19 protein-coding genes are annotated in these 23,213 nt (G+C 40.5%); 5 read left to right on the forward strand and 14 right to left on the reverse strand.

Annotation, left to right across the window (positions count from 1 at the left end):
• From B3B27_RS01650 to B3B27_RS01690, 9 genes are all read right to left on the reverse strand, one after another.
• Positions 1-305 (reverse strand): helicase HerA-like domain-containing protein (locus B3B27_RS01650; RefSeq protein ID WP_286846745.1); only part of this gene is annotated, 305 nt, incomplete at its 3' end.
• Between the two features lie 556 nt (positions 306-861).
• The gene (locus B3B27_RS01655; protein WP_238867428.1) at positions 862-2,022 is read right to left on the reverse strand and encodes a SpoIIE family protein phosphatase; all 1,161 of its coding nucleotides are present in this window, start codon (positions 2,020-2,022) and stop codon (positions 862-864) included.
• 8 nt (positions 2,023-2,030) lie between these two features.
• Positions 2,031-3,740 carry a [Fe-Fe] hydrogenase large subunit C-terminal domain-containing protein gene (locus B3B27_RS01660; RefSeq protein ID WP_286846746.1) on the reverse strand — a complete coding sequence of 570 codons (1,710 nt, stop codon included), beginning with the start codon at positions 3,738-3,740 and terminating at the stop codon, positions 2,031-2,033.
• 13 nt (positions 3,741-3,753) lie between these two features.
• On the reverse strand, positions 3,754-4,074 hold the full coding sequence (locus B3B27_RS01665; protein WP_238867426.1) for a (2Fe-2S) ferredoxin domain-containing protein: 321 nt from the start codon (positions 4,072-4,074) through the stop codon (positions 3,754-3,756).
• Positions 4,075-4,243: 169 nt separating this feature from the next.
• Positions 4,244-4,978 (reverse strand): outer membrane lipoprotein-sorting protein, encoded by a 735-nt coding sequence (locus B3B27_RS01670; RefSeq protein WP_238867425.1) that lies wholly within the window; start codon positions 4,976-4,978, stop codon positions 4,244-4,246.
• A gap of 34 nt (positions 4,979-5,012) precedes the next feature.
• A complete protein-coding gene (locus B3B27_RS01675; protein WP_286846747.1) occupies positions 5,013-6,284 on the reverse strand; it encodes an ABC transporter permease in 1,272 nt (423 codons plus the stop codon).
• Positions 6,281-7,456, reverse strand: coding sequence for an ABC transporter permease (locus B3B27_RS01680; RefSeq protein ID WP_238867423.1), 1,176 nt, complete (start codon positions 7,454-7,456; stop codon positions 6,281-6,283). Before B3B27_RS01680 ends, B3B27_RS01675 begins: the two co-directional genes overlap by 4 nt.
• A complete protein-coding gene (locus tag B3B27_RS01685; RefSeq protein ID WP_286833419.1) occupies positions 7,453-8,145 on the reverse strand; it encodes an ABC transporter ATP-binding protein in 693 nt (230 codons plus the stop codon). The genes B3B27_RS01680 and B3B27_RS01685 overlap by 4 nt, the downstream gene beginning before the upstream one ends.
• A gap of 66 nt (positions 8,146-8,211) precedes the next feature.
• The gene (locus tag B3B27_RS01690) at positions 8,212-9,384 is read right to left on the reverse strand and encodes a hypothetical protein (protein ID WP_238867421.1); all 1,173 of its coding nucleotides are present in this window, start codon (positions 9,382-9,384) and stop codon (positions 8,212-8,214) included.
• Positions 9,385-10,097: 713 nt separating this feature from the next.
• On the opposite strand from B3B27_RS01690, the gene B3B27_RS01695 reads away from it, so the two are divergent.
• Genes B3B27_RS01695 through B3B27_RS01705 form a run of 3 tightly spaced genes read left to right on the forward strand, consistent with a single transcriptional unit; the run spans position 10,098 to position 11,854 of the window.
• Positions 10,098-10,256, forward strand: a complete 159-nt coding sequence (locus tag B3B27_RS01695) for a hypothetical protein (protein WP_238867420.1) — start codon at positions 10,098-10,100, stop codon at positions 10,254-10,256.
• A 21-nt stretch (positions 10,257-10,277) separates the two neighbouring features.
• Positions 10,278-11,252 carry an aminodeoxychorismate synthase component I gene (locus B3B27_RS01700; RefSeq protein ID WP_238867419.1) on the forward strand — a complete coding sequence of 325 codons (975 nt, stop codon included), beginning with the start codon at positions 10,278-10,280 and terminating at the stop codon, positions 11,250-11,252.
• Entirely contained in the window at positions 11,249-11,854 is a 606-nt protein-coding gene (locus tag B3B27_RS01705; protein WP_238867418.1) for an aminotransferase class IV, read from the forward strand. The genes B3B27_RS01700 and B3B27_RS01705 overlap by 4 nt, the downstream gene beginning before the upstream one ends.
• 267 nt (positions 11,855-12,121) lie before the next feature.
• On the opposite strand, the gene aspA is transcribed toward B3B27_RS01705, so the two are convergent.
• The 3 genes from aspA to B3B27_RS01720 form a co-directional block, all read right to left on the reverse strand.
• Entirely contained in the window at positions 12,122-13,540 is a 1,419-nt protein-coding gene (aspA, locus tag B3B27_RS01710) for an aspartate ammonia-lyase (protein ID WP_238867417.1), read from the reverse strand.
• Positions 13,541-14,015: 475 nt separating this feature from the next.
• The gene (locus tag B3B27_RS01715; RefSeq protein ID WP_286833414.1) at positions 14,016-16,220 is read right to left on the reverse strand and encodes a GH92 family glycosyl hydrolase; all 2,205 of its coding nucleotides are present in this window, start codon (positions 16,218-16,220) and stop codon (positions 14,016-14,018) included.
• A 64-nt stretch (positions 16,221-16,284) separates the two neighbouring features.
• A complete protein-coding gene (locus B3B27_RS01720; protein WP_286833412.1) occupies positions 16,285-18,300 on the reverse strand; it encodes an OPT family oligopeptide transporter in 2,016 nt (671 codons plus the stop codon).
• Between the two features lie 280 nt (positions 18,301-18,580).
• On the opposite strand from B3B27_RS01720, the gene B3B27_RS01725 reads away from it, so the two are divergent.
• Positions 18,581-20,740: a S9 family peptidase gene (locus tag B3B27_RS01725; protein ID WP_286846749.1), complete on the forward strand. Its 2,160-nt coding sequence runs from the start codon at positions 18,581-18,583 to the stop codon at positions 20,738-20,740.
• Between the two features lie 129 nt (positions 20,741-20,869).
• Positions 20,870-21,964: a hypothetical protein gene (locus B3B27_RS01730; protein WP_238867412.1), complete on the forward strand. Its 1,095-nt coding sequence runs from the start codon at positions 20,870-20,872 to the stop codon at positions 21,962-21,964.
• A 142-nt stretch (positions 21,965-22,106) separates the two neighbouring features.
• On the opposite strand, the gene B3B27_RS01735 is transcribed toward B3B27_RS01730, so the two are convergent.
• The gene (locus tag B3B27_RS01735; protein ID WP_238867410.1) at positions 22,107-22,622 is read right to left on the reverse strand and encodes a DUF4252 domain-containing protein; all 516 of its coding nucleotides are present in this window, start codon (positions 22,620-22,622) and stop codon (positions 22,107-22,109) included.
• On the reverse strand, positions 22,619-23,185 hold the full coding sequence (locus B3B27_RS01740; protein WP_286845004.1) for a hypothetical protein: 567 nt from the start codon (positions 23,183-23,185) through the stop codon (positions 22,619-22,621). The genes B3B27_RS01735 and B3B27_RS01740 overlap by 4 nt, the downstream gene beginning before the upstream one ends.
• Positions 23,186-23,213: the final 28 nt, after the last annotated feature.

Below are 23,213 nucleotides of genomic sequence, written 5' to 3' on the forward strand. Positions count from 1 at the left end.
AACCTCACCGGGAAGCCTTTAAACTCAAATCCCTTTTCGCCTAACTTATAACCGTCCACGCGTTTGGCAACGCTTTCCTTGTTTCCGCCTGTTCTTGCCACGCCGGAGAGGTCGCCTTTCATGTCGGCGGCAAAGACGGGCACTCCCATTTCGCTGAATGTTTCCGAAAGTGTTTGCAAGGTGACGGTTTTTCCTGTTCCTGTGGCACCTGTTATTAGTCCGTGGCGGTTTGCCATTTTGGGGATAAGGCAAACTTCAGCCTCGTCGTTGATGGCTATAAAAGCGCGTTTGCTGTTGTCGAACATAGGTTTGTAAAGTTTTAGTAGGTATGATGGACACAAAGTTAAGGAAATATTTGAAAAAGATGTGTGAAGTTCAGAGAATAATGGTATTACAAAATTTGCCGGGACACAGGGTTAAGCATATAAAGTTTAATTGCCATCTTGTATGATATAATGCCTCGTTAAATCTTCATTTATAATAAAGATAGTCAATAAGTTACGCTTGATCCTTAAAAGTACCATACTCTGCTGAAATTCAGCGAATTATAAGAATCGTTTTAATAAATTGCCGAAGTGTTGATGATATACATTCACCACAATAACTCTCAGTTAATGAATTTCTATTTAAAGTATGAGAAAAATGTTGAAATATGCGAAGTTACTGATTACACTTGGATTAATTATCGTTGTTACAGAAAACTTTCTCCATATCACAAAAGGTCTCTACAATTGTATATGCAGAAGCACGAAAGCATAAAAAATTGAGAGAAATATTTTAGTCAAAACTCCGCTTGATCGGTACATGGAATAGGGAGTATTAAATAGCACTGAACAAAATATATTGCAGATTTATAAGAAATTAGTAGTAATTCACGATAACCTGTTTACCCATTTTTTTGAGATTTTCAGATAATGTTTCAACTAGTTTCAACTTCATGGTTAAATCAATAGGTTGTCCTTGATGAGCTTGGTTAATACTCTGACCAACGAAAAATTCCACATCAGTAGCTTCTTCAAAAAGAATGTTGCCCAAGAGTGAAGCACCATCCTTCTTATTACTGTGCTTAGGTGTTAAATCGTTTACTGATAAATATTTTGCTGACAAATCGAGTAAACGGCGTAATGTGAGTACTCCTTCTGTTGTTAAATCTATTCCTTCAATATATCCGATAGGTGGAACATCTTTGTCGTGAAATTCACAACTTGTCCTTAACGGTTTATTTAAATATCGCGCAACTATTTGGGAGCTGGTGCCACCGCAAACTACTTTTTTACCCTCTTTCGAGAGAAACATGGCTACACAAGCATCATCCTTCTCTTTGTCTACCGGTGGTCCCACCATTAGGTTAACCCGCTTCCTTTTTCTAGCTTTTACTACTGCTACGGTGGTATCATCGCCAGGTTTGTCAAGATAAAGATCGTTACAAGCTGCAGCAATATTACATGCGACGCAACGGGCCGACATCGGGGAGTCAACAATTCGGTTAATGTATTTGATAATATCGCTACGTCCCCAACCGAAATTCAATATTTTTCCCACGCCCGCATGCAGTACACCATCGGACATCATAATTGCCATATCGTCTTCTACCATGTGTAATTCGCTTTTGTAAACCTTTTTGTCGCAAATAATATATTCATTCCGCTTCAAATCCTCACATCGTTTATTATGATAATAAATAACTTGCGGATTGTCGAATTCCATCAGGAAGCCCTCCCCTGATTGGTTTACATGGATAACGGAAAAGGTGGAGTATGCAATTCCTCTCACCTTGCATGTAGGGAGTGATTGAATAATGGTTTCTATGCTTTCTTCTATGGATATATTGTTGGAAATCATGCAGCATAGAATTTTCGAAGTAAGTGTTGCCAGAATATTTGCCTTTACCCCGCTACCCAGGCCGTCAGCGAGGACAACTGTGGTAAAACCATCTTTCTGAACCGACTCTACTTTGTCGCCACACAGCTCTTCTCCTGTTTTATTAAGAGATGTGTAACCTGTTTCAAGATAAAAACACATAGGGAATTTTATTCTTTCTTATAAATATCTTTCAATTTTAATAATGCTACTTTTGTTTCCGCTGTTGTTTCTCCCAGTAGCGATGCAATTTCCTGTGCCACACGCATCTGTTTGCGAATTACGGCATCGGTTGTTTCAAATGTTTCTAACTTCATTTTTGTAAGCTTATCATCGTATTCCACTTTAGCGGTAACATCTCTCATCATGGCAAAAAGAGCTCGGTGTTCTTTTAAGATATTAATAGAAATATCTACATATAATTGGGTTTTGGGGATAAAATCTTTTAATATCTCTACATTTTTATTTTCCCTGTATGCATTCATGAAATCTGCTGTATTGAAGAAATCAACGGCCAACCGGCCTTTTAGAGATTCTTCTTCAATGCCAAACATCTCTTTTGCCTTTTTGTTGATTTCCAAAATATGCATGGAATCATCTAATACTACTACTCCATCGGCAGTGTTATGAATGATTTCGTACGACATAGATTCTGCCCGCTTTCTCATATATGGCAAGCAAATTTCTATTTCGGCGTAGCCATTAAGAACTGCCCACGCTTTATCCCGGCAAGATTTGTATCCGCAAGAACCACAATTTAACTCGTCTTCAGGACCGAACTTCCCTGTTTTGGCAAGAATAGTTTTAATTTCTTCCTCTGTTCCAATCTTACTCTTGTCCCTTATGCGTGGATAATTTTGAAAAAAACTGATATTCTCTGTATTCTGATTATCGTTAGTGGTAGATGAATTAATCTTTTCTTTTTCTTTCTGAACATATTTTTTTACTTCCAGCGTGGCTTTTATGCTCCCTCCTTTACTTTTAAGAATACATGGACCGTTTACACAGGAATTCTGACAGGTACTCAACTCCAGAAAAACACCCGAAAGGGTTTCAATATTCTCCAAAACCTGTACACATCTATCGGCTCCATCTACCGAAATATATTCGAAACCTTCGGGTAGGGATTCAAAAGATTTGATGATTCCCTGACTTACCGGGAAGGATTTTGATAAATTAATATGATTGTCGGCGGATTCGTTAAATTCAAAATGAGATATCTCTTTCGGAACAATGTTATTCTCTTTAAACATAACATCGATATCTTCAAATGTGAGTACTCCGTCAATAAAACCGCTCTCCCTGGCCTCACGTTTTTTTGCTATGCAAGGGCAAATGAAAACAATACTTGCGCCAGGTATGGCCATTTTTAGCATTTTGGCATGGGCAACCATGGGAGAATCAACAGGTGCTAAATATTTTAATGCTTTTGGGTAATACATCTGTATCATACTGCAGGCGGCAGGGCAAGCAGAAGAAATAAAATTTATAAACTTGCCCGATTCCATCAATTTTTCATATTCTTTTATTACGGCTTCTGCCCCTATTGCAGTTTCATGGGCATCGCAAAATCCCAGTTTACACAATGCTATACGAAACGGCTCAAAATCAGTCACATCAAAATTTGAAACAAATGAAGGAGCTACGCTAGCTATGACTTTAGAATTGGTCCTTAATAAAATCTCTACTTTATCTCTTTCGCTATGTACAATTTTAGCGTTCTGCGGACACACTAGCGTACACTTTCCGCATAAAATACACCTGTCTTTTATTATTTTTGCCTGATGATTAATGATATCTATAGCTTTCACGGGACATTCACGCAAACATAAATAACAATCCTTGCATTTTGCATCCTTAAATTCAAGATATTCAAACATAGAGTTTTCTGATTTAAATAGATATTGCTGGATAAATTTCATTAACGAAGAGCGCTTCGAAATTTTTTGAATTTACATTGTGCAAAAAAAAATTTTCTCCCGTTTTTTCAATTCTTGGCTCTTTTATTACCTCCACTGAAACTCCTTTGGAACATGAGCCGAGGCAAAAACAGGCTTGCAGCTCTATAAAGTCTTCTGCATTATATTTTTTAAGGAGTTCTTTCGCTTTTGTAATTACATCATAAGAGCCTTTAATATGGCAAGAACTTCCAACGCATATACGTATGCATATCATAACTGAGTGGTTTTTTCCGGTTATAAAAATTGAACCCACCCGAAAAAGTCACTTTTTTATAAAACAGTTTTAAAATACCGGTAAGCTATTTATCTAAAACTCTGATTCCAGACATTTTCAATGAGATCAAAACTAATTGTAAAGATAAATATATTTATTCAGATAAATGAAAATTTTTCGTTATGAAAATATTATTTCAAATTAATGTTTATCGTAAACTTGATTTGTTAAATATATTATCCGGGATAGTTTCATTAAACAGTATTTTTGTAATATTCACTCGTGTACCTTTGCCGTTTTTAAGAACATCTCTATAGAGAAATGACATCGGGAACCATCGGCCTCCAATTTTTTGAACCTTGGAAAAGGTGATTTCTTTAAGCTGCTTGCCACTCTTTGCAAATAATTGTGCCTGTAGCATTACAAAACGTTCTTTGTCTACCCATATTTTTTGCGAATGGTAGTTGATATCAGAGACGATTGCAGTCAGAGTGAGCTCCCAGCATTCCCGCCCGTCAATGGTCTGTTCACCCGTAACCTCAGCTTTGTATTGGTCAATCAGTCTCTTGTCGGTCATCATATCTTCGTAGCTTAAATCACTTCCCATAACCGATTGGCGCAGCATGTGCCCAGAAATTTGAATGGTGCGGTCAGTTGTAGGTGAATATACCCAAAGCTGCTTGTCAAGTTTGAGCATCTTCGTGCCTTTTTCACGAGCTGGTGCGAGATATTCGGTGAATGATTTTCTGTCGCCTTCCGTCCATATTTTCATTTCCATGGTTCGGGTTGCTCGAGCGGAATATATCTCCATCGTAGCAGTCATTATCTGTGTTTGGGCAGACATGTTTTCATCAACCTTGTCTAATATTGTATTAGCATCGGGTGTTTGTGAATTTACTGCCATAGTAAGCATAAGCATAAACAACAGAGAGTGCGTTCGCATGTTATTTTATTGTCTAAATGTAATATCTTCCTGTCTAATTTTCCAATTCCTTGAATAATTTTGCCGTTTGCCGTTTGTAAATTCCCGCTTCTGCAAGTAGTGCACCTACAACAGTGGAAATGAGTCCCGGTATAAAACCGATAACCAAGGTAGCCGGTGTTATTTTTGCACGGATAATATTGGAAATCATCAAATTCGATCCTTTAGATATATTGGTTATATCTAAACCGTACGTTTGTAAAAGCCAGGCGAAAAAAAGCCCTAATGCAGTGCCGGCTGCCGATCCGGCAATACCCACCAATATGGTCTCCATTATCAATGAGCGATAAATCTCCCCCTTGCTTTCTCCAATAGCAAGGCGAAGCCCAAACTCGCCATAGCGGCGCAACCCGCTTATCAATCCGGTGTTCCATAGAACTATAGACATTGCAAATATGAATACTATAATTATAATATTGGAAAGATTGTTAATAGTTGTATAAGACATTCCTGCAATGTTTGAATTTGATAACCTCGACATCACAGGAGTAAACTGGCCTGGTTGGCGTGCGTACCGTTTGTTGAAATCCGATACTATTTTTCCTGCTTTACGGTTATCATAAGTGCTGTTCCCCAGAAAACCAAGGATCTGATTTGCCGCATCTTCCATATTCAATGCTTCTTGTGCATCATTCAGATCGACCATTATCATACTCTTGTCAAGTACATTAACACCAAAATGCAACGTGCCGGCAACCGAGAGGTTGTACATTGACAATTCGCCATACATTGTTGTAGATATGAGCGTTATGGTATCATTAATATTCAGGCACATCTTAGTGAACAGTTCGTCGCTAATCAGTGTTTCTCCCCGTTTTTCGGGGAAACGCCCTTTTTTCAACAGTGAATGCAGCTCCATACGGTTAATCTCTTCGTTTGAGTTTATCAAGTTGAATGCCATCCCCTTCACATTTCCCTGAACGAGCGTGTTCCCAAGACTGTCAGGCACATCGAGTATGCTGCTAAAGAAAATTCTTTCTGTCCAAATACATTGAGGATATTGTTGTTGTAAGCTGGTCTTCAGCATATTTACGTCTATTAATGCAAAGTCGAGAGGCATTTGTGATTTATTGGCTGAATAACCACGTGTTTCAACACACAAGTGACCAGTGTTGAAAGCAGCATTTTTTTCGAGACTTTCGCCCATCACACCTCCAACGTATGCTTGCATAAAAACTGTAATCATTACCCCTAAAGCTACCACAATAAGCGGGAATAAACTTCGGTTGGGGTCTCGCAATAACCCTTTCAATAAAAACTTTATCATTGAACTTTTCCTTTAATGGCATCTGCAGGGTTCATCCTTGCAATTTTTCTTGCAGGGAGATAGCTTACCAATGCTGTTATTATTATCATAAACACAATAGATACCATAATGAGGTTAAGCGAAAAAAAAGGATAGATCTTATCCGGAATAGTTATGCCGAAATCGCTCGATCCTGAAGGCATTGGTATTCCGTTGATGGCATAATACAGACACACCGGAATTCCGTATATTGCGCCGAGCAAAATCGCCAATACGGCATTGATGGCTCCTTCAATCGTAAAAAGGTGCACGACCTCTTTTTTGGTCATCCCTAAGGCGATAAACGTTCCTATTTCGCGTTGGCGCCTGAAAACGCCAAGTGTTTGAGTGTCGAAAACGGCAAGCAAGCCCAACAGAAGAAAAATAATGTAAAAAATACTTTGGCCTACTTTTTTTGTTTGAAGCATTTCGCGCAGCGATTGAGTAAGCTCCTCATCACTTTTAAAGGCCCACCCGTCTATTTGTTCTGCTTTTATATTTTTTGATTTTATCATTATTGTTGCATTTCCTGGTTTCAATAACATTTTCTGGAGTGATTCAATTGAGATCCATATCTGTCCGTTGTCCACAGAAGAAACAAATGTTTTGAAGATACCTGTAATTTGAATGTCTTGTGCTTCGAAGGTGCCGTTTGCATCGCGCCAGCGCAAAATCACTTCATCGCCTTTTTTCAATCCGCTTTGCCGTGCCATTCCTGTGCCGATAATGGCCGGAATAACTTCGCTGTCAGGTTGGCTTTCCAGTAAAGTAGCCGGTAGTGCCAGCAGTTGCTGTCCGGGACTTATACCTTTTATTAGCACCGACATACTTCGACCCGAAGGAAAAATTGTACCGATCGCAATTAATATGGGTTCCAACAGCCCTTTTTTATCCGCAGATTGTAATTCCGAGGGAATTAAAGCTGCCGCACTATCTAGAGTGAACGGGTCGTAAGGGTCGTATGCGGCGCTCCAATACTGTCCGCCTGCTATTTCCCATTTTATTGTGTCGTATATAGCTTGCCGGTCCCATCCTTGCATCATTCCCTGCATAAATATGATCAGCATAAAAGCGATGGAAAGGACAAAAACCGTAAGCCACGTTTTCAATCCGTTAGCCAAAATGTTCCGTATGGTAAGTTTGAATAATTTCATTGCATTACTTTCTCGTCTTTTACAACCTGCCCGTCTTCCAATCGGATAATTCGCTTGAGATAGCTTATTACTTTTTCGTCGTGGGTAGCAAACAGAAAGCAAGTTTTCAGCTCCTCATTAAGTTTTTTCATTGTTTTTAGAATGTGGTGCGAGTTTTCTGTATCCAGATTTGCAGTAGGTTCATCGGCAAGCACCAGCTGAGGACGCTTTACCATGGCGCGGGCAACAGAGACACGCTGCGACTCGCCTCCCGAAAGTTGCGGTGGGCGGGAGTTTATCTTTTGGCTTAAACCTACCCATTCAATCGTTTCCAGCACTCGTTTTTTTCGTTCTTCGGCAGACAAGTTGAGGAGAAGGAGAGGAAATTCAACATTTTCAAAAACAGTGTATACGGGTAATAAGTTATAGCTTTGGAAGATAAACCCAATTTTATGTTTTCGTAATTGAGCTGCTTGAACTTGCGTGAGGTTATTCACGCTCTTGTTGAGGACTGTAACACTACCTTCTGTAGATTTGTCTAAAGTCCCGATAATGTTAAGGAGGGTGGTTTTACCCGAACCGCTTGGTCCCACCAACCCAGCAAATTCTCCTTCGTTGAAAGCGATGTTTATGTTGTTCAACGCGGTGAAAAAACTGTTCCCGGCCGGATATTTTTTAACAAGATGTGAAACTTCAACAATATTTTCCATATGAATATTTTTTATATTTTCAATAATATACTGATGTCACAGGTTGCATTGAATGCCTGATATATCTTAAAAAGTATAATTCACCATTAACTGAACACCTTTTCCTGCGAACAGGTTATGTTGTGTGACTTGCATTGAAGCGGCAATCAGATCGATTTCGGGATTCCAAAAACCAATCAGATAAATATCAAGGTTGTCATACGCTCGTTTGTAACTAAGGTAATTAAACCATAAACATTGCTCGTCGATGTAAAAAAACATAGCGGATACGTCGTCGAGGATTGAAACCGGATAGTTAAATATTGCCCCCACAATTACAATACTTTTGCCATTGATAAAAAAACTGTTGCCCATATGGTAGCGAAAATATTCGGCCGATATGCCCAATCCGTTTCCAAAGGGAAGTGTATAATCGGCTCCGATATTCAGAAAATCCTGATGGTGAGGTAAGTTATAATTATTTTTTTGTGTGATGATGGAGCTCGACTCAAACCAGAGACCGACGACAGCATCCCATTTTCCGTCAATACCTATGCGTGTTTCGTTGAAACGGGTTTTGCCGGCAGTTGACGGAAGAGCTGTTTTTACATCCGTTTTGCGATAATGCGTTGTAAGAGCTATTTCTCCTCGCCCGAGAGGGAACTGGAGTCTTCCGCCTGTTTCGGGAATCCATCGCACCGACCCCAGAAATTCAAACCCTTTAGGTTTGTCGTTACCGATTAATGACCAGAACCAAATATTGGCGTTATTTTGGAAAAAATACCGTCCCAACAGTGCATAAACTCCATCGGTTAGCTGGAGCGGATCACGCACATCTATGCGATCGAACCACATTAGCGGGCGGAACATTTTTCCCGGACCGAATTTGATATTTTGCAAACCGCCGCGCAGCTCCCAATTGTTTCCTGAATAGCGCAACCAGGCACGGTAGGGTTTCAGGGTACATACGGTGGAATCGTGCTTAGTCCCTGAAAGATGAAATTCCGATTGTAAATTTGCTGAAACAGCAGTATCAAATTTCCCGTAATTTCCTATAAATGTAGGTACGAAACGTGTGCCTAATTGCATTTTAACAGGATTGGGAAACTGAAAAACCGACCAACAGGAGAGTTGTCCGCCAAACGAAACCGGTGATTTTTCAGTTTCCGGTTGTTTTATGGAAACTGAATCGGTTTTCTCTTGTGCGAATAGGCAACAAGAAACTCCAAAAGCAATAGATAGAGTGCATAGCTTATTCATCTTTCTTCCTTTTGCACCGGTGTTATTCCATACCTAAAAGAGTAGTTTAATTGTAATCGCTAAAAGAGCATAATGCTTATCGCATGCAACAAGTGCCATTAAAACGTATAAACATCTTTTATTTAGCTATATGCATATAGCAGGGATAGATGCGATAATTAAGTAAAGGTAAAAATATAGTTTACTTTTTTGGAATATGACACCCTTAAATAATGTTAATTGCGGGTTTTGGTAAACCAATGGTAATAAGAGGTTTTGGTAAGCCAATGTTAACGAAAGGTGTTGAAAAAACAATTGTTACAAAATGCATATTCATTACAACAGATATCGTTACAACAGGCAGATAAACATCATTATTTCATCTGTACTGCGCTTTTGAATATATCGATGTATTCCCTCCGAAAAGTCTCTTTCATCATCATGCCAAAACATATATTGATATTCAGTGCATTATAAGTAATTATTTTTGATACTAAGGTCTTATGAGCAGACTCATCAATTAAATCGGGGAGTAAAATTTGTTTTTTAGGTAGTGATTGGCAAGTATCTCACTGAGGTATTAGTGCTATCACGAGTAACAATATGGTTTTTAGGTAGTGATTTACAGAACAGTTGATAAATATTATGAATATTGTATATATTGCATTGAAGATTATTGTAAATTTGTTTAATAAATAACTTTTTCAGTGTTATTTTTAATACTCATAATTTTAATGAAAAAATATTGTTTTACTGCGGTGCTTGTCTTTATTGCTATGACTTCTGTTCATGGGCAGTCAAAAACGGGCATTTGCGACTCTCCAAAGACACAATATGCAGAACAATACAGTGATATGATACCAATGCTGAAACTATGGGACAGCAAAGAATAGAAAGGCAATAAAAAAATAAACATGTTATACTCAAGCACTATACTTCTAAAAGATGATATGAATAAATTGGCTGCCTTGGGACAGCCTTTTTTCTTTGTTATTAATTATGAACAGACAGAAGGTTATATCGTGTCCGATCCGCTTTATCAGGACGAAATATTTTTCAAGTTTCCGGAAGCCGGGAGAAAACCTTTTTCTTTTTCCCCGACAGATACATATTTCAATATAATCCCCAATAATTTTGAAACATATAAGAAGAGATTCGATAAATTACAAACATATCTGATGCAGCAGAAAATATTTTTGGCAAATCTGACTGAAAGGACAGAAATTGAAACGGAACTTTCACTTGAAAATATTTTTGCTTTGAGTGAGTCTCGATATCAGATTTATATACCTGGCAGGTTTGTATGTTTTTCTCCTGAGCGCTTTGTCAAAATTGCCAGTGGAATAATTTCTACCAATCCCATGAAGGGGACAATTGATGCAGGTATTGCAAATGCAGAACAAATTCTGTTGGAGGATGAAAAGGAGATAAACGAACATAAGGCAACCGTAGCTTTAATGAGCAAAGAGCTGGGTGCGATCTCCAAAAATGTTCATGTGTCGCGCTTCAGGTACATTGATCGGTTGAATACAAACAGAAAGGATCTGTTGCAGGTCAGTTCGGAGATAGCAGGAGAGCTTCCGGCGGATTACAGGCAACATATAGGCGATATTATTTTCTCTCTTTTGCCCGGAGGCTCTATTACTGGAACGCCCAAACACGAAGTATTGGAGATATTGGGTGAGATAGAAGGAGTTGAAAGAGGCTATTATTGTGGAGTTGCCGGTTATTTTGATGGTGAAGATCTGGACTCGGCTGTTTTAATTCGCTTTGTTGAACAAGATGGTAATAAATTTTATTTTAGGAGTGGAGGGGGAATAACCATCGATAGTGTTTGTAAAAAAGAATATCAGGAAGTATTGAATAAAGTGTATCTGCCTTTTGTATGAAACGGCCTGTTTTCATTGAAACATTGAGAATTGAAGAGGGAGTTATTTACAATCTCAATCTCCATCGGGAGAGAGTGCATGAAACCGCTTTCTTGCATTATGGTACGAAGCCGGAAATAGATATAAACACCTCTCTGATACCTTCTCATTTAAAAGGGAAAAGAGTTAAATGCAGAATTTTGTATGATGAGGATATCATATCTGTAGAATTTTTCGCTTATGAATTTAAAACAATTCGTTCATTGCAGGTTATTGAAGACAACAGCATCACCTATTGTTATAAATCTGTTGTCAGAGATGCTTTGCAAAATCTTCTTATGCAAAAAAAAACAGCCGATGATATTATAATAACAAAAAATGGGAATATTACCGACAGCTCATTTAGCAACCTTGTATTTGAATCGTCAGATGGAGCGTTGTTTACTCCGGAAACATATCTGCTTGAGGGGACCAAACGGAAATTTTTACTGAAAAACGGAATTATCAGAGAAAAAAAGATAACGATTGACGATTTATCATTGTACCAAAAGGTATATCTGATAAATGCTTTGATTGATATTGAAGATAATATTTCGGTACCAGTATCTTCAATTATTTTATAATTGAAACCATTCGAGCCCCCTTGAAGCACTTTCGTTGCAATAGGACCAAAATATATGATGATATTCAATGCATTATAAGTATTTTTTATATGTGGCTTTCTAAGCAGAGCCACCATTTTGAATAAAGTTTATTTTTTGTCCGGTTGAACAGATATTTAGCCCTTATACCTGATGACAATTTGCCGGTAAAGGCTCAATCAGTACGGTGCATATAATGATTATTTTCCGGTGAGTGTATCAGTAAGTCATAGCGAAAATAAGATATGATCACTCTTTTATTATTTTTCTCGGACTGATCATATTTTCCGGCTTAAGAATATCATCGAGCCGCTCCTTATCCATCAGACGTAATTCAAGGATCAACTCATAAATGCCCTTTCCCGTTTTCAATGCTTCCGACGCTAGTTTGGTCGAGTTTTCGTAGCCCAGATAGGGGTTCAGCGCCGTCACCAGCCCTATGCTGTTCATTACCATCTCCCTGCACCTATCTGCATTTACTGTGATGCCAGTGATACATTTTTCGCGTAGAGTATGTATTCCCTGAATCAGTGTTTCAATGTTCTCCATAAGTGAGAAAGCGATAATCGGTTCCATTACGTTAAGCTGCAACTGCCCTGCTTCAGAGGCCATGGTCACCGTAAGGTCGTTACCTATAACCTTATAGGCTATCTGATTAACTACCTCCGGAATTACCGGGTTTACCTTCCCCGGCATGATTGACGATCCAGGCTGCATCGGAGGTAGGTTGATCTCGTTTAATCCCGTTCTAGGCCCCGATGAAAGAAGACGAAGATCGTTGCATATCTTTGACAGTTTCACTGCCAGCCGTTTAATAGCCGCTGAGTTCATAATAAATACTCCCGTGTCGCTGGTAGCTTCAATCAGGTTTGAAGCCGGCACCAGGTCTATTTCTGAAATTTTTGCCAGGTAGCAGGTGCACACTTTCGCATATTCAGGATCGGAATTTATTCCCGTGCCGATAGCAGTGGCCCCCATATTAACCTCGCACAACAGTGTCCGGTTCTGTTCCATTCGTTGTATCTCCTCTTCCAGCGTCACAGCAAATGCCTCAAATTCTTGCCCCAGAGTCATAGGAACAGCATCCTGAAGTTGGGTACGTCCCATCTTAATTACATCTGAGAACTCTTTTCCCTTTTCACGGAAAGCCTCAATTATTTTGGTAACTGCGTCTATTAATCCACCTATACCCCTATAGAGCGCAATTTTAAGTGCTGTAGGGTAGGCGTCGTTTGTAGACTGGGAAAGATTTACATGGTTGTTTGGGTGACAGTACTGATATTCCCCCCTTGTATAACCCATTAGCTCAAGTGCACGGTTGGCTATTACCTCATTAGCATTCATATTGGTTGAAGTACCCGCACCTCCCTGAATCATATCCACCACAAAGTGGTCATGTAGTTTACCCTCTTTAATCTCTGAGCATGTTTTTACGATGGCATCTTTTATTTTCTCGTCCATCAAACCCAAGTGATGATTTGCCATTGCCGAAGCGGCTTTCACATCAGCCAGGCCTTTAATCAGCTGTGGGTAGTGATATAGCTTGGAGCGGCTTATATTGAAGTTCTGTACAGCCCGCATGGTCTGTATTCCGTAATAGTACTCCACCGGTATTTCCATTTCCCCCAGAAGATCGTGTTCATGGCGGTTTATTCCACTTAAATTCATTGCTATTATGTTTAAAATTAATTTATTCCAAAAATACAACTTTTTTGTAACAGAAACGATGAAATCTGATTAATTAATATGTTTTCTTCCGATTAAGTTTGCCGAAGGCGAAATAGTTTATTCTTATTAATTTTCCTGTTAATTCTTTCGGGTTTAAGTTGGCAAGCTGCTGCAGTTGAATTTCAATTCAGGATACTTTTTACACTGTATTACATTTTATTGGTTGAACCACTTTTTTATTGTTGTAGGGTTGCTGGCCACAAAATAGTCGTCGGGTAAATCTTTTGTGACCAAGCTGACCCCAGCTACTATTATGAAGCAGTATATGACATTTACTCAATTTTAAACAGGACACTCGCGATAGAAAATATTATCTGTAATAAAATGCAGACTGATATCTAACGATGCCTGTTTTACCTGTCATCATTAAATGTGAATCGCTTCTACTGAAATTCTTTTGTTTGAAGTTAACGGTTTAAGGGTTGTCTGTCATATAGAATATCAGCTTACTGCCATTCATAATATCCTTGTAGGTGATGAATTTTTTGTCATAGGGTTGCCCGTTCAGTTCAATCCTCTCAACATACATGTTTTCAGCAGAGAGGTTTTTTGCCTCCATGGTGAAATACTTTCCATTACCCACATTTAATGAAGCTTTAGGTATCTGCGGGGCACCAAATACCAGTTCGCCGCTCACAGGATTTACAGGATAGAATCCCATGGCAGAGAACATGTACCAGGCAGACATCTGGCCGCAGTCGTCATTACCAATAAGTCCATCAGGTTTGTTCCGGTAGAAGTTGGTGGTGATTTGCCGTACCAGTCGTTGAGTCTCTTCCGGCCTGTCGAGGTATGAGTAGATGTATGCTACATGGTGACTCGGTTCGTTACCATGCGCGTACTGCCCAATCAGTCCGGTCACATCGGAAAGTTTACCGGTAGTCTCTTGGGTTGTGTTAAAGAGGTAGTCGAGTACTTTGCCTGCGGCCTCTTTCCCTCCCATCAGATCAATGAGCCCTGGGATATCCTGCAACACATGCCATGTATATTGAAGTGCATTCCCTTCAGTATAATGACCTCCAATATTCGAGTCGGCGTGTGCCAGCTCATAAGGGTCGAACGGTGATAGCCAGTCGCCATTCGAGTTTTTAGGACGCATGCTGTTGGTCTCTTTGTCGAACAGGTTCCTGTAATAACCTGAACGCTTCATAAAGAACCCATGGTCGTCAGTTTTGCCCATCTTTTGTGCCATCATCGCGGCAGAGTAATCATCGAAGCCGCACTCCAGCGTACGTGAAACCGATTCCAGCTTTATTGTGTCATAAGGGTAGTAACCATACCTATCGTATAGGTCCCAATCCGATTTCGGATGTTTACTTTCGGTAACCGATTTTTTAATCTGACGGAAGGCTTTTTCCGCATCGAAGCCATCAAATCCTTTGAGAAATGCATCAACTATCATAGGAATAGAGTGATTCCCGATCATAGTATAAGTTTCCTGCCCCATAAGTGCCCAGATGGGCAGGTGCCCTTTTTGCCCGCTGTAGTCTATCATTGAGTTTACCAGGTCCGGTATTATTTCCGGACTGAGAATGGTGTACATGGGAAAGGCTGCACGGAAGGTATCCCACTGAGATAGTGTGGAGTAGTACTTCCCGGTGGGCGACAGGGATACTTCGCGGTTTGGGCCTGTATATTTACCATCTGTGTCGGCAATATTGTTGGGCTGGATGTAGAGGTGGTAAAGTGATGTGTAGAAGTTTGTCTTTTCGTTATCTGTGCCCTCTATTTTTACCCGCGAAAGATATCTGTTCCACTCCTCTTTTGCATTTTGGCGCACCTTTTCAAAGTCCCATCCTCTCACCTCGGCTGTAAGATTGCCTTTTGCACCTTCTATACTTGTCGTTGACATGGCGACCTTCATTTTTAAAGTAGTATCGGACTGCATATCGAATGTGAGGATATAGCGCGGAGCTTTTTCCCTGGGATCACGAGGATCGAGTCTCTCAGAAGAGAGTATCGGCTTGTTGAACTCAATCGCGAAGTAGTAGGTTCTCTCTACCCACTCAGTACGGCGGGTGTAGCCGGTAATCACCCTGTTACCTTCGAAGTTAATCTTATTATCGAGCACATGGGTGAAAAGCTTCTCTTTTTGCCATACCAGCCCGCTCTGGAAGTCCGCCAGCAGGTTGGCTTTTTTACCCGGGGCAAAAGTGTATTTGTGAAAAGCTACGTGTGGTGCGGCTGTAATCTCCACATCTACTTCGTTATCTGAAAGTTTAACCGCATAATAACCAGGAGAGGCTTTCTCGGTAGCTTTGTCGAAGCTGCTGCTCAGGTCGTTACGTTTCTCCCCTGAGAAGGGCTGCATCAGCAAATCGCCCAGGTCGACACATCCTGTACCGTTAAGCCGGTTTTGAGAGAAACCGTTTATACGTTTGTCATCATAGAAATAACCGGAACAGTATTCCCATGAAAAGTTACCTGTCTCCGGTCCCGGTTGCATCATTCCCAAAGGATAAGCCGCCCCGGGAAAGGTGTGTCCCGTGAAAGCAGTTCCTATAAATGGATTTACATATTTAGTGAGGTCTGTCTCATTTGAAACAGAGTTTTTTTCGTTTTTCATTGTGCACGATGCAGTAAATAACAGCAACACGCATATTAATATCGTTTTATTCATAACATTTTCTTGTTTATGCAAAGCAAAAGATCTTTTCCGTCGATTTGTTTTTTTCTGTATTCAACTAATCTCCTTTTTTCGCCCGTTTTGTCTCCCAGACAAAATAAGTAACCAGTCCGGTAAAGGCAAACAGTGCAACTATCTGTGCTCCTGTTCCACCTGGGTTTGCCCACAAACCAATATTAAGAACGTCACTCTTCCCTGTGAGAAAGATGATAAGGGCTCCCAATACTCCAAATAGGGCAGCACCTGCAATAAATCCTGAAGAGATAAGGATGGCACGCTGATGACGGGAATTATTCAGCTCTTTATCTTTTGTGCTTTTATTTACCCAGTGATTCAGCAATCCGCCTACAATAAGAGGGGTATTCAAAGGAAGTGGGATAAACATCCCGAGCGCAAAGGCCAGTGGAGACACCTTCAGCCAGTTCACCAGTATGGCTATTACAGCTCCAATACCCAGTAACGTCCAGCTTACGCCGCTGCCTGCCATCAACGGCTCAATGATTGCCGCCATGGCATTTGCCTGAGGTGCCACCATGGGATTAGGATGCTCTGGAGTAGCAACAAACCCATAAGCTTCGTTCAGAATAAAAATAACAGCGCCTACGGTAGCTGCGGAGACAAGTGTTCCAAGAAACTTATACGATTCCTGTTTTGCCGGAGTGGAGCCAAGCCAGTAACCAATTTTAAGGTCGGTAACAAACCCGCCAGCCATGGAGAGCGCTGTACAGACAATCCCTCCGATAATCAAGCCGCTGACCATACCCTGCCAGCCTTCCAGTCCCACTGAAACCAGGATTACTGATGAAAGTATCAAGGTCATAAGAGTCATGCCTGAAACGGGGTTAGAGCCTACTATGGCTATGGCATTTGCCGCAACAGTGGTAAAGAGAAAAGAGATTATGGTGATGGTGAGTAGCGCAACAATCGACTGCACTAATGTAATCTTAACTCCTGTGATAAGAAAAATAAAAACAGCAACAAGTGTAAGGAACAGAAATAACATCACAAACGACATTTTCAGATCCCGTTGTGTACGTTTTATCTCAGTTTTGCCAGTAGCTGCGACACCTTTTTTTCCTACTGCAAGCTTGAAAGCACTTCCAATCACGCCTGAAGATTTGATGATGCCGATGATACCTGCCATTGCTATAGCGCCTATGCCTATCGGACGTACGTACTCAGCGAAAATCTGTTCTGCCGTCATAGCAGCGAACGGATTTACACCCCCACTTGCGGCAGCTGCCAGCGTTCCAATCTCGTTTACCATTGGTATTAACACCAGCCACGAGAGTAACGAGCCGACGGTAATTATCAGTGCAAAACGCAATCCTACCAGATAACCAAAGCTAAAGATGAGTGCACTTACATTGAATTTCAATACCATCTTAAACTTTTCCGCTAGCATGGCACCAGCAGGAATTATTCGAGTTGTAATTTCTTCGCTCCAGAGCCGGAAAGCTGAGAAGCAGAAATCGAATAATCCTCCGATGAGCCCGCTTGTAACCAGCAAGCGTGCCTGGCTTCCCCCCTTCTCACCGGTCATAAGTATCTCTGTAGTTGCGGTAGCTTCGGGAAAAGGAAGTTTTCCGTGCATATCTTTCACGAAGTATTTCCTGAAAGGAATGAGGAACAGTATTCCAAGGAATCCCCCGAGGAGTGAAGAGAAAAAAATCTGCCAGAAGTTAATCTGAATTTCGGGATACCTGGCCTGGAGGATATATAGTCCTGGAATTGTGAAGACTGCTCCGGCAACAATCACACCCGATGATGCGCCAATGGATTGGATGATGACATTCTGCCCAAGTGCATTTTTCTTACGGAAGGCTGCCGATGCCCCTACAGCAATGATGGAGATTGGGATAGCTGCTTCAAACACCTGACCTATTTTCAAGCCTGAATAAGCAGCTGCAGCCGAGAAAATAACTGCCATCAGCAATCCCATTCCTACTGCCCATGGGGTGGCTTCTTTCACTGGTTTATCTGCAGGCATTACCGGACTGTAATCTTCCCCCGGCTTCAGCTCCCGATATGCATTGTCGGGCAATTCTGTAATTTTTCCTTCTTTCGGTTCCATTGTTCATTTGTTTTTAATTCTCATTTTTGATTCTTCCATTATATCAGCTTTGTGTGACAGGTTTTTCGTGTATCGTAACTTCAATTCGTAATCCAGGAATCTGAAACTCCAAAGCTGGCCAGGTTTCACAAATTTTTGCCGAAAATACAAAAAAAACCGTAAAGAGAAGCCTGGTTTCATAATTTTGTATTAAATTCATAGCTTTTATATGGTCGTGAGAGCTCTCTGCAGTAACTGCAAGATATAATTTGTAACTTTGTAATTTTAAACAGTAAGGGAAATGAGAAAATTTCTTCATGTCGCAATGGCTGTTATGTGTACTCTATCAGTAACGGCGCAGAATTATTCATTAAATGATATTCTTAACGGCAAGTTCAGTCCACGTGATGTAAGAGAAATGGTTTCTTCACAGGATGGACTTCATTATTATCAAGCCGATCCGCAGCGAACGGCAGTTATCAAGTTTTCGTACGCGACGGGAAATGCAGTTGATACACTCTTCAGCACACTTACAGCACGTAATTGCACTTTTGATTCTTTTCAGGGATTTCTTGTCAGCCCCGATGAAAACCGCGTGCTGGTTTATATAGATAGGGAGCAGATATACCGGCACTCGTTCCGGGCCAGCTATTATTATCACGATGTGCGTCGCAACATGATAAGGAAGCTTACTGATAAACCCTCTAAACAGATGATGCCCACCTTCTCATCCGATAGCAAGATGGCGGCATATGTAATAGATAATAACATCTGGCTTTCTAAGTTCGACTTTGATACTGAGTCGCAGATAACCAAAGATGGATTGAGAAACATAATAATAAACGGTGCTACCGATTGGGTGTATGAAGAGGAGTTTGGAGTTACCCGACTAATGGAGTTTTCACCCGATAACCGGTTACTTGCTTTCGTCCGGTTCGATGAATCTCCGGTGAAAGAGTTTACTTTCCAGACATTCAACGGGCAGCTTTATCCCGGTTACTATAACTTTAAGTATCCAAAAGCAGGTGAAGCAAACTCCAGTGTTGAATGCCGTGTGTTTGATATTGAATCGCGAACCACCCGCACAATGGACCTGCCCGTTGAAGAGGATGGGTATATTCCCCGTATAAAATTTACAAATGATCCTGCCCGGCTGGCAGTGATGACTTTAAACAGAGACCAGAACCGGTTCGATATGTATTATGTCAATCCCCGGACAACTGTGTCGAAGCTGGTATTAAGGGAAGAGAGCGAACAGTACATTGATTCTGACTGGCTGAATTCTATTCATTTTCTTGAAGACAAATTCACCTATATTTCTGAAAAAGACGGCTTCAGCCATATATATGTTTATGGCTTATCTGGTACATTACAGAAGCAACTCACTTCGGGTAGTTACGATGTGACTGCTCTCCTGGGGGTGGATCCTCAATCGGAGGTGCTTTTCTATCAGGCAGCTGATGAAAGTCCTTTGCGAAGAAATATATACAAAATAAATATTAGCAAGGGGAAACCTCAGAAACTGTCGAATCAGCCTGGATTTAATGAAGCCTTTTTCAGCAATAATGGGAAGTTTTTTCTAAATCGCTGGTCCGATGCAAGTACACCTGATGTTATCTCCTTACATGATTCAAACGGTAAGCAGCTGCGCATACTTGAAGACAATCAGTCAATAAAGGCCGAGGTTGCATCCGCGCGGCTCCCTAAAAGGGAATACATCAAGGTAACAGCTGCAGACGGTATCACACTCCTGAATGGCTGGATATTGAAACCCAACAATTTCAACCCCTCCAAAAAATATCCTGTGGTTATGATTCAATACAGCGGGCCCAACTCGCAGAAGGTGTTGGACAAGTACAGTGCAAGCTGGTATTATGCGCTGTTGAATGAAGATATTGTGGTGGCCTGTGTTGATGGTCGTGGAACAGGTGCTCGTGGCGCCAGGTTTCGTAAGTGTACGTACATGAACCTGGGTATCATTGAGTCAGATGATCAGGTAGCCGCAGCGCAATACCTAGGCTCGCTGAGCTATATCGATGCGGACCGTATTGGAATATGGGGGTGGAGCTATGGGGGTTACAACGTGCTGATGAGTATGAGTCGCGGTGATGGAACACTCAAAGCCGGTGTAGCCATTGCGCCGGTTACAGACTGGCGCTTTTACGATTCAGTCTATACTGAACGTTTTATGCGTACCCCGCAACAGAACAGTACGGGGTATATTAACGCCTCGGCAGTTGAACTTGCGGGCAGATTGCAGGGGAACCTTCTTCTTGTGCATGGCACAACCGATGACAATGTTCATTTTCAGAATACCATTGAATACACACGGGCTCTTATAAAGGCGAACAAACATTTCGAGATGTTTGTCTTTCCCGATAAAGATCATTTTATTTCAGGCGGCAACACAAGTGAATATCTCTACGAAAAAGTTATAGGCTTTTACAGGTTGAATTTGTAGTATTCACTATTGTTATAATTTAACATGATCTGCTGCTGAATGGTAGAACCAATTCAGCGGCAGTTTTTTTCCCGCCTAAACAAAAATGTCCATTTGTTGTTATTAATGGTGAAGTTTTCGTAATATTATATGGCTTTTTCGTCTAAAATACATAGAATTATCAGGAATCCTGCATTCGGGCTTGTACCTATGCTTCTGTTTTCTATCCTAATATTGCACACCGATACTCGCTTGGCTGCAGGTGTTGGCTTGTCACTTTCATTGATTGGTTATTTTTTAGTAAAAAAATTCAGCCGCCTTATATATAAAATTTCCATTACTACTTTTATTGTGACGTTACTTCTGTCATTTTCATTTTTTAATAGCCTGCCTCTGCTGAACAGATTTATGATAACCGAGATCGTTTTTTTAATATCTCTTATTTTGATGAGGCTTTCCAGGGGAAGGATAGTGTTAAGGGTGGGCAAAGGACGAAACTATATATTGAAAAACTACATGAAGGAGTCTTTTCGGGTAGCATTTCAGACACAGTACGGGCTTTCAATTCATCTTTTGCTTGTCCTGGTGTTTTATGTTACTGGTTCTCCTGAAGCCGTTTATGTTAATTCAACGACAGTTTTGTTGCTCTTCCAGGCAATACTGGTGGCAGTCATAGCCATAGAGAGCGTTAGGTTATTTATTTTGGATAAAAAACTCTATAAGGAGGAGTGGTTGCCTGTTGTAACGGAGAAAGGAGATGTGACGGGCAGGGTTGCCATGTCAATCACTAAGGATATGAAGAACAGATTCATGCATCCTGTAGTTCGTGTAGCACTAATTTATAAGGGGAAGATCTATCTTAAGGAAAGGGATCATTCACGACTATTAGATCCCGGAAAACTGGATTACCCGTTTGAAAAATATATGCAGTATAACGACGAAGTGGATGAAACTTTGCGTTATAGCATAAGGAAAGAGTGTGGCAACAGTAATCTTCCACTTCGTTTTTTATTGAAATATACTTTTGAAAATGAAATCACAAAACGGCTTATTTTTCTCTATGTAGCCGATATTGAAGATGAAAATATTTTCAACAGCTTGCAGCTTCAGGGCGGGAAACTATGGACCGTATCGCAGATTGAGGATAATACCGGTACCGATATTTATTCCGAGTGTTTTGAACTTGAATTTGAGTATTTAAAAAACACAGTATTGCTGGCTCATCGATTTCGTAAAGTAAATTGAATAGAGTACCCTTCTACTGTTTTATAAACTATTAATAAAGCAATAGGCAGCTAAACTCACGTTCGGCTGCCTATTCATCGTTTAAATATAAAAAAGAAAAAAGTTATTTGTAAATTACCATTTATAAATGGCTGTTTTATTTTTAATAAAGATGATTCACCATCTCAGGAACCAGCTGCTCGCTTTTGATTGAACCTGACAGCTTTGAGAAGGAATTGAAATCGATTTTACCTGATACCGTAATAATGGTCAGTTTATCCTCCTCATCAAGCGAGATAAGAATCAGATTCTGCGTCTCTTCATCGTTTCTCTTCATCAAAACTGAAATTTTTGATGCTTTCTCGTTTACCGACACCACCTCTTCGTAATCGCCGAACTCAGCTTTTATCAGTTCATGTGCTTTTGCAAAGTAGTGTTTGGAATCTCTCTTGTTATCACTGCTTACGATATGTATACTGTTCAACTCTCTGAATGTTTTCTTCAGATCTTCATCATTAGTACTTGCCGCCATCTTTTCAAGCATTGCCTTCCCGATATTCACATTGTTCAGCGGACGCTTGTCTTCGGCATATTTTTCGATGAACAGAGTTACAAAGTCGTTCGCGAAAACCGTTGTGGTACACAATAAAACAAACAGTGTTAATAACGTCTTTCTCATAGATTCCCAATTTTATTCAATCCATCTTTTTTAACCTCAACAGTGTTGTTCAGCGAATCATCCATATCATCATCAAGTAAGTTGCTTAATGAGTCGATTGATGACCAGTCGATATTCAGATCATCAATATCCCTGATGGTCTGCATTGAAGCTGCTTCGCTCACCTGTAGAGCGTTAGACAGTTTCTCAAGTGCATATGTTGCCTGCTGCATAACAGCGTTGGGGTCTTCAAATTTTTCAGTAAAATGCGGCTTATTGTTCTGACGTGTGATAAAGAACAGACCTGTACCCAATCCCACCAGTAACAGAACTGACGCGGCTATCCGCAGCAGAGGGGTGTAAATCCGGATAGTGACATATCTGTTCTTATCGGTATCTTCTAAAGCTGCTTTCAGTTTATTATCGAAATTTTTGCTTAGAGTTACTGATTGCTCCATTCTGATATAAGAGAACAGAGGAATATACTGTTCCAGATCTTCAGGTACACCAACTCCCGAGAAAAAATCCTGCAGTTCTTTCTCTTCCTCCAGCGTTGTTTCGCAATTCCAGTATCTCTCCAGCAATATATTTATATATTCACTATTCATTTAT

The organism is Proteiniphilum sp. UBA5463, assembly GCF_002427225.1.
Classification (GTDB): Bacteria; Bacteroidota; Bacteroidia; order Bacteroidales; family Dysgonomonadaceae; genus Proteiniphilum; species Proteiniphilum propionicum.

Excerpts from the sequence above, each read along its gene's own strand:
- B3B27_RS01655 (WP_238867428.1), bottom strand. The coding sequence starts at position 2,022 with ATGTGTTTTTATCTTGAAACAGGTTACACATCTCTTAATAAAACAGGA.
- B3B27_RS01660 (WP_286846746.1), bottom strand. The coding sequence starts at position 3,740 with ATGTTTGAATATCTTGAATTTAAGGATGCAAAATGCAAGGATTGTTAT.
- B3B27_RS01670 (WP_238867425.1), bottom strand. The coding sequence starts at position 4,978 with ATGCGAACGCACTCTCTGTTGTTTATGCTTATGCTTACTATGGCAGTA.
- B3B27_RS01675 (WP_286846747.1), bottom strand. The coding sequence starts at position 6,284 with ATGATAAAGTTTTTATTGAAAGGGTTATTGCGAGACCCCAACCGAAGT.
- B3B27_RS01680 (WP_238867423.1), bottom strand. The coding sequence starts at position 7,456 with ATGAAATTATTCAAACTTACCATACGGAACATTTTGGCTAACGGATTG.
- B3B27_RS01685 (WP_286833419.1), bottom strand. The coding sequence starts at position 8,145 with ATGGAAAATATTGTTGAAGTTTCACATCTTGTTAAAAAATATCCGGCC.
- B3B27_RS01690 (WP_238867421.1), bottom strand. The coding sequence starts at position 9,384 with ATGAATAAGCTATGCACTCTATCTATTGCTTTTGGAGTTTCTTGTTGC.
- B3B27_RS01695 (WP_238867420.1), top strand. The coding sequence starts at position 10,098 with ATGAAAAAATATTGTTTTACTGCGGTGCTTGTCTTTATTGCTATGACT.
- B3B27_RS01700 (WP_238867419.1), top strand. The coding sequence starts at position 10,278 with ATGTTATACTCAAGCACTATACTTCTAAAAGATGATATGAATAAATTG.
- B3B27_RS01705 (WP_238867418.1), top strand. The coding sequence starts at position 11,249 with ATGAAACGGCCTGTTTTCATTGAAACATTGAGAATTGAAGAGGGAGTT.
- aspA (WP_238867417.1), bottom strand. The coding sequence starts at position 13,540 with ATGAATTTAAGTGGAATAAACCGCCATGAACACGATCTTCTGGGGGAA.
- B3B27_RS01715 (WP_286833414.1), bottom strand. The coding sequence starts at position 16,220 with ATGAATAAAACGATATTAATATGCGTGTTGCTGTTATTTACTGCATCG.
- B3B27_RS01720 (WP_286833412.1), bottom strand. The coding sequence starts at position 18,300 with ATGGAACCGAAAGAAGGAAAAATTACAGAATTGCCCGACAATGCATAT.
- B3B27_RS01725 (WP_286846749.1), top strand. The coding sequence starts at position 18,581 with ATGAGAAAATTTCTTCATGTCGCAATGGCTGTTATGTGTACTCTATCA.
- B3B27_RS01730 (WP_238867412.1), top strand. The coding sequence starts at position 20,870 with ATGGCTTTTTCGTCTAAAATACATAGAATTATCAGGAATCCTGCATTC.
- B3B27_RS01735 (WP_238867410.1), bottom strand. The coding sequence starts at position 22,622 with ATGAGAAAGACGTTATTAACACTGTTTGTTTTATTGTGTACCACAACG.